This is a genomic window from Bartonella sp. CL63NXGY, from assembly GCF_042194905.1.
GTDB lineage: Bacteria > Pseudomonadota > Alphaproteobacteria > Rhizobiales > Rhizobiaceae > Bartonella.
Map to the genome: position 1 here is coordinate 17,669 of NZ_JBHINK010000006.1, position 1,069 is coordinate 18,737.

The 1,069-nt window shown below is 37.2% G+C and carries 1 protein-coding gene; it reads left to right on the forward strand.

The window, feature by feature from the left end; all coding sequences use genetic code 11:
* Positions 1-110 precede the first annotated feature (110 nt).
* The gene (locus tag ACFIK0_RS04545; RefSeq protein ID WP_375663580.1) at positions 111-377 is read left to right on the forward strand and encodes a hypothetical protein; all 267 of its coding nucleotides are present in this window, start codon (positions 111-113) and stop codon (positions 375-377) included.
* Positions 378-1,069: the final 692 nt, after the last annotated feature.

Below are 1,069 nucleotides of genomic sequence, written 5' to 3' on the forward strand. Positions count from 1 at the left end.
GGCAGTTTCCGTTGAGGGGAAGGATGCACTCTTTTTGAGGGCTAGAGTGCATCCTCTTATGGATTGGATACTGCCTTATGAGGGTTCGGCGGTATCCGTTGAGGGGAAGGATGCACTCTTTTGAAGGCGGAGTGCATCCTCTTATGGATTGGATACTGCTTCATGAGGGTTCGGCAGTTTCCGTTGAGGGGAAGGATGCACTCTTTTTGAGGGCTAGAGTGCATCCTCTTATAGATTGGATACTGCTTCATGAGGGTTTGGCAGTTTCCGTTGAGGGGAAGGATGCACTCTTTAAGGGCTGGAGTGCATCCTTTCCATGGATTGAACGCACTCTTTGGAGGCTAAAGTGCATCCATAGGGAAAGGCATATTCCATAAGAAACAGAGATAACCAAAAGATTTGTTTTTATATTTTTATTGATAGGTTGCTGTATTTGCGAGGGCTATTCATTCTTTATTCTCAATATTTAAGATGATTATGTGATAAGGGTTGTTCGTCAATACAATCGTAAAAGACGCTGAGCATTTTTATAAAAATTAAGATATTTTTGTGCCTTTTTCTTGTTTTTTTTGTGTTTACACAAGATATGCACGGCTTTTCAACAGTTTGTTTTTTTTAGCTTTGCTAATGGCGTTGGCTAAACACTTCAATTGTTTTAACTGCTTCAATACCGCCTTAAAAAAACAGTGCTTTATAATATGAGAAAATAAGCTGTATAACTTTTGATTCTTACGCGATGCTAGAAAAAGGGGAATGTTAGGAGAGATGTTGTCTATATTCTTAGCTTATCTCTTAAGGTAGGAAGATTAACATACTTTCTGGATCTATTTTTATTTGGCCGGATCTATTTTTATTTGGTTTGACGGTTAAAGAGCAATAGCTGAATGGAATCACGCTTGCTTCATGTTTTTATCCTCACGCTTTAGATTTTTTCTCATAGAGATTTTGTTTTTAATGAGGTTTTACGCGAATCACGTAAAACAGAATGTTCTAAATAGAATATATTTGTGTTGCACATTTACGTACTTGTTTAAAAAACATTATGTTGTCTTATCATCACAATGATGTT